Source organism: Caulobacter sp. P1_B12_2 (genome assembly GCF_056406675.1).
This window is the reverse complement of sequence record NZ_JBFTZS010000378.1, coordinates 1-4,596: the sequence shown is the minus strand read 5'-3', so window position 1 is coordinate 4,596 and position 4,596 is coordinate 1. Positions and strand designations below refer to the sequence as shown.

Here is a 4,596-nt window from a genome sequence, read left to right as displayed (position 1 = left end):
CGCCTGGGCCGCGCGGACGATCTCGATGTAGTCGGCGCGGGAATAGAAGCCGTTGACCGCCTTGGTCATGGCCGCCCCGACCTTGGTCTTGAACTTCGGACCGCGGTCGTCGTCCTCGACGCCCTCGACGGCGGCCAGAATGTCGCTTTCGTCGAGGATGCCGACCAGCTTGCCGTGATCGACCACCGGCAGCTGGCTGATGTCGCCGCTGCGCATGCGGTTGTAGGCGGTCAGCAGGGTGTCGTCCGAGCCGATGGCCACCACGCCGCCGTCGGCGTAGCGCTTGGCGATCAGGTCGCGCAGGTCGCCGTGCAGCTCGCGCTGGTCGAAGCCGTGCGCCGCCAGCCACATGTCGTTGAACATCTTGGTCAGGTACTTCGAACCCGTATCGCAGACCAGGGTGACCACGCGCTTGGGCTCGGTCTGGGCCTGGCAGTAGCGCAGGGCCGCCGCCAGCAGGGTGCCCGAGGACGAGCCGGCCAGGATGCCCTCCTTGCGCAGCAGCAGGCGGGCGGTGTCGACGCTCTCGCGGTCGCTGATCGAATAGGCGTGCTTGACCAGGCTCATGTCGGCCACGGCGGGGATGAAGTCCTCGCCGATGCCCTCGACGATCCACGACCCGGCCTCGCCGTAGGACCCGGTCGCCACGTATTCGCAGAGGATCGAGCCGACCGGATCGGCCAGCACCATCTGCGTCTTCGGCGAATGCTGGGCCATGAACCGACCGACCCCGGTCAGGGTGCCGCCCGAGCCGACGCCGACCACGACCGCGTCGATGTCGCCGCCCATTTGTTCGAAAATCTCCGGCGCCGTCGTGGTCTCGTGAGCGCGGGGATTGGCCGGATTCTCGAACTGATTGACGTAGATCGCCCCGGGGATCGACTGGGCCAGGGTCTGGGCCATGTCCTGGTAGTATTCCGGGTGGCCCTTGCCGACGTCGCTGCGGGTCAGGCGAACGTCCACGCCCATGGCCCGCAGGTGCAGGATTTTCTCGCGCGCCATCTTGTCCGGCACGATCAGGATCAGCTTGTAGCCCTTCAGGGTCGCCACCTGGGCCAGGCCCAGGCCCGTATTGCCGGCCGTCGCCTCGATGATCGTGCCGCCTGGCTTGAGGCTGCCGTCGGCCTCGGCCGCCTCGATCATCGAGCGGGCCACGCGGTCCTTGATCGAGCCGCCGGGGTTCTGGTTCTCCAGCTTCAGGAACAGCCGGCAGAGGCCCGTGTCGAGGTTGCGGACCTCGATCATCGGCGTGCGGCCGATCAGGTCGAGCGCGGAACCGACGACCGGAGGAAGGGCGGATTTGGGGTCGTTCATGGCGCAACTCGGCGACAGAGAGAAATGATCTCCCTATCTAGGCCGGTTTCGTGAAAGCGCAAACAGCGTTACGCCAGCTTGACCACAAGCCCTTGCCCGGCCTAGGCCCCGCAAGGCTCGGGACCGCCCATCCGCCATTCGCTGGCGAACTTGCGGCTGACCAGGGCGTCTTCGAACACCACCTTGCGGCGCTCGCCCGAAAGGTCCGGCGCATTGTGGATCATCACGAACGGGAAGCCGTTCCGCGACAGGAACGCCTGGACGAATCCGGAAAAGCGCAGGGCCTCCTCGGCGGAGGCGATGCAGATATCGACGGCGATGTCGGCGGCGTTCATGGGCGCGCTCCGCGAAAGCTAACGAGACCCTAACGCACGAACTCGCAATTGCGAACAGTCTTCGCAGTCGCAAAATGCAACGGCCCCGGATTTCTCCGGGGCCGCGCGGTATTTCGGCAGGAAAAGGCCGCCCTAGAGGATCGACTGACCGGTTCCCGCCCAATCCTTCAGAAACTGCTCCAGGCCCTTGTCGGTCAGGGGGTGCTTGAACAGGTCGGCGAAGGTGGACGGCGGGATGGTGACCACGTCGGCGCCGATGATGGCAGCATCCTTGACGTGGGCGACGTTGCGCACCGAGGCGGCCAGGATCTCGGTCTCGTAGCCGTAGTTGTCATAGATCGCGCGGATGTCGCGGATCAGGTCCATGCCGTCGAAGCCGTAGTCATCCAGGCGGCCGATGAACGGCGAGACATAGGTCGCGCCGGCCTTGGCGGCCAGCAGGGCCTGGGTCGGCGAGAAGCACAGGGTGACGTTGGTCGAGATGCCCTCGCCGGCGAAGGCGGCGCAGGCGATCAGGCCGTCGCGGGTCAGCGGGATCTTCACGACCACGTTGGGCGCGATGGCGGCCAGCTTCTTGCCCTCGGCGATCATCGCCTCGTGGGTGGTGGCGGCGACTTCGGCGCTGATCGGGCCCGGCACCAGGTCGCAGATCTCGGCGATCACCTCGAGCATCGGGCGGCCCGCCTTGGCGATCAGGGTCGGGTTGGTGGTCACCCCGTCCACCAGGCCAGTGGAGGCCAGGTCGGCGATGACCTTGGTGTCGGTGCTGTCGAGGAAGATCTGCATGGACCTGCGCTTTATGTTTTCTGAGGTTTCAGGCTCGTTTATCCGCCCTGGGGTCCCGCGCCAAGCCGGGAAAGCCCCTAGCGGTCCGACGGAAATCGCTCGCCCAGGCTTTCGCGCAGGAAGGCCAGCAGGTCGCCGCCGCGGAAACGCAGCCCCTCGACCCCGGCCCGGCGGGCAGCTTCGACATCCGAGCCCTTGTCGCCGACCAGCACGGCTTCCTCCGGCGCCAGCGACCAGTCGGCCAGGCCGCGCAGGATCATGCCGGGATTGGGCTTGCGGTCGGGATGGTCGGGATGGCGATAGCGGTCCTCGACGGCGTCCTCGTGGTGGGGCGCGACATAGAAGGCGTCGATCCGGCCGCCGACCTTCGCCAAACCGTCCTGCAGGGCCGCATGAAAGGCGTCGACCTGGGCCTCGGTGAAATAGCCGCGCGCCACGCCCGACTGGTTGGTGACCACCAGCACCTTGATCCCCGCCGCGTTCAGCGTCGCGACCGCCTCCCGAGCCCCGTCAATCCAGTCCAGCCGTTCGGGCTCGCAGACATAGCCGTGGTCGAGGTTCAGCACCCCGTCACGATCGAAGAAGACGGCTTTCAGCGGCGCTTTTCCGGACATGTCCCGCCTTACGCCAGGGTCCGCGGCGCGACAAGGCGGGCAATGCGGCCCGGGGGTTGGCGAACCCCGGGGCGACAGCCTAGAACGACCCGGCCCCCAGCGCCGCCGCAAGGATCGCAGATGACCGACGACTTCGCCCGCCTTGTCCGCCAACGCGACGACCTCAAGGCCTGGGCCCTGGATCACGCCTTTCCGATCTGGTGGGACGTCGGCGCCGACAAGGTCAACGGCGGCTTCTTCGAGAAGATCGCCCTGGACGGCACGGCGGTCGAAGCCCCGCGCCGGGCGCGGGTTCAGCCCCGCCAGATCTATTCCTACGCCGTGGCCGGGCTGCTCGGCTGGGACGGCCCCTGGAAACAGGCGCTGGAGCACGGGCTGGACTTCTATCTGGGCAAGTACCGCCGCCCGGACGGGTTCATGCGCACCCTGGTGGCCGCCGACGGCGCGCCCCTGGACGATCGGGTGGACCTCTACGACCAGGCCTTCGGCCTGTTCGGCCTGGCCATGGCCAGCTCGGTCCTGCCCGAGCGGACGGACCTGCCGGCCCTGGCGATCGCCCTGCGCGACGCCCTCTACGCCACGCTGAAACACCCGGTGGCCGGCTTCGAGGAGACCCATCCCCGCACGCTGCCGCTGCTGTCCAACCCGCACATGCACCTGTTCGAGGCCAGCCTGGCCTGGATCGACACGGGGGGCGACGCCCCAGGAGATGGGGGCTGGCGGGCCATGGCCGACGAGATCGCCGAACTGGCGCTGACCAAGTTCATCGATCCCAAGAGCGGCGGCCTGCGCGAGTATTACGACGGCGACTGGAATCCCGCGCCGGGCGTGGACGGCCGGATCGTCGAACCGGGCCACCAGTTCGAGTGGGCCTGGCTGCTGTTGCGCTGGGGCCAGCTGGCGGGCCGCGACGATGCGACCGCGGCCGCCCTGCGGATGATCGGGATCGGCGAGGGCCCTGGCGTCGACGCCAAGCGCGGCGTGGCGATCTTCGCCCTGCTCGACGACATGAGCGTGCACGACGACATCGCCCGCCTCTGGGCCCAGACCGAGCAGATCAAGGCCGGCGTATTGGCCGCACGGATCACGGGCGACGCGCACTGGTGGACCACCGCCGCCAACGGCGCCGAGGCCCTGCTGAAGTATTTCGACACGCCCGTGAAGGGCCTGTGGCGCGACAAGCTGCGGGCGGATGGGACCTTCGTCGACGAGGCCGCGCCCGCCAGCTCGTTCTACCACATCGTCTGCGCGATCCTGGAGCTGGACCGGGCGATCAGCGCCAGGTCGTGACCAGCAGGATCGAGGCCGCGCCGGCCGTGACCTCGACCTGAACGGTCACGTCTCGACGATCGCCGACCTTCCAGGGGACGCCCGCCGCCGTCAGGGCCCCGCCGAGCACCTGCACGCTGGCCGCCGGCAAGGTCGCCGTCGCGTCGGCCGCGAACCGCCACAGCTCGACGCTGGCCTGGTCGTCATATTGAACGGCATACATATTTTTTCCTATTTCATTAATGCCGCCTAAAGCAAAAATGGATAGTGTATTGCTA

The 4,596-nt window shown here is 67.8% G+C and carries 6 protein-coding genes; 1 reads left to right on the top strand and 5 read right to left on the bottom strand.

What is annotated here, in order from left to right:
• The 4 genes from AC1DZ6_RS19540 to AC1DZ6_RS19525 form a co-directional block, all read right to left on the bottom strand.
• Positions 1-1,314 (bottom strand): pyridoxal-phosphate dependent enzyme (locus tag AC1DZ6_RS19540; RefSeq protein WP_477098804.1); only part of this gene is annotated, 1,314 nt, incomplete at its 3' end.
• Between the two features lie 101 nt (positions 1,315-1,415).
• Complete coding sequence (locus tag AC1DZ6_RS19535) at positions 1,416-1,649, bottom strand: hypothetical protein (RefSeq protein ID WP_477098803.1); 234 nt, start codon at positions 1,647-1,649, stop codon at positions 1,416-1,418.
• Between the two features lie 132 nt (positions 1,650-1,781).
• Positions 1,782-2,435: a fructose-6-phosphate aldolase gene (gene fsa, locus AC1DZ6_RS19530; RefSeq protein WP_477098802.1), complete on the bottom strand. Its 654-nt coding sequence runs from the start codon at positions 2,433-2,435 to the stop codon at positions 1,782-1,784.
• 77 nt (positions 2,436-2,512) lie between these two features.
• Positions 2,513-3,049, bottom strand: coding sequence for a D-glycero-alpha-D-manno-heptose-1,7-bisphosphate 7-phosphatase (locus AC1DZ6_RS19525; protein ID WP_477098801.1), 537 nt, complete (start codon positions 3,047-3,049; stop codon positions 2,513-2,515).
• A gap of 120 nt (positions 3,050-3,169) precedes the next feature.
• Here AC1DZ6_RS19525 and AC1DZ6_RS19520 point away from each other — a divergent pair, with 120 nt between their 5' ends.
• The gene (locus tag AC1DZ6_RS19520) at positions 3,170-4,339 is read left to right on the top strand and encodes an AGE family epimerase/isomerase (RefSeq protein ID WP_477098800.1); all 1,170 of its coding nucleotides are present in this window, start codon (positions 3,170-3,172) and stop codon (positions 4,337-4,339) included.
• Here the strand turns inward: AC1DZ6_RS19520 and AC1DZ6_RS19515 are convergent.
• Positions 4,323-4,541 carry a hypothetical protein gene (locus AC1DZ6_RS19515; protein ID WP_477098799.1) on the bottom strand — a complete coding sequence of 73 codons (219 nt, stop codon included), beginning with the start codon at positions 4,539-4,541 and terminating at the stop codon, positions 4,323-4,325. The two genes, AC1DZ6_RS19520 and AC1DZ6_RS19515, sit on opposite strands and share 17 nt — an antisense overlap.
• Between the last annotated feature and the right edge of the window lie 55 nt (positions 4,542-4,596).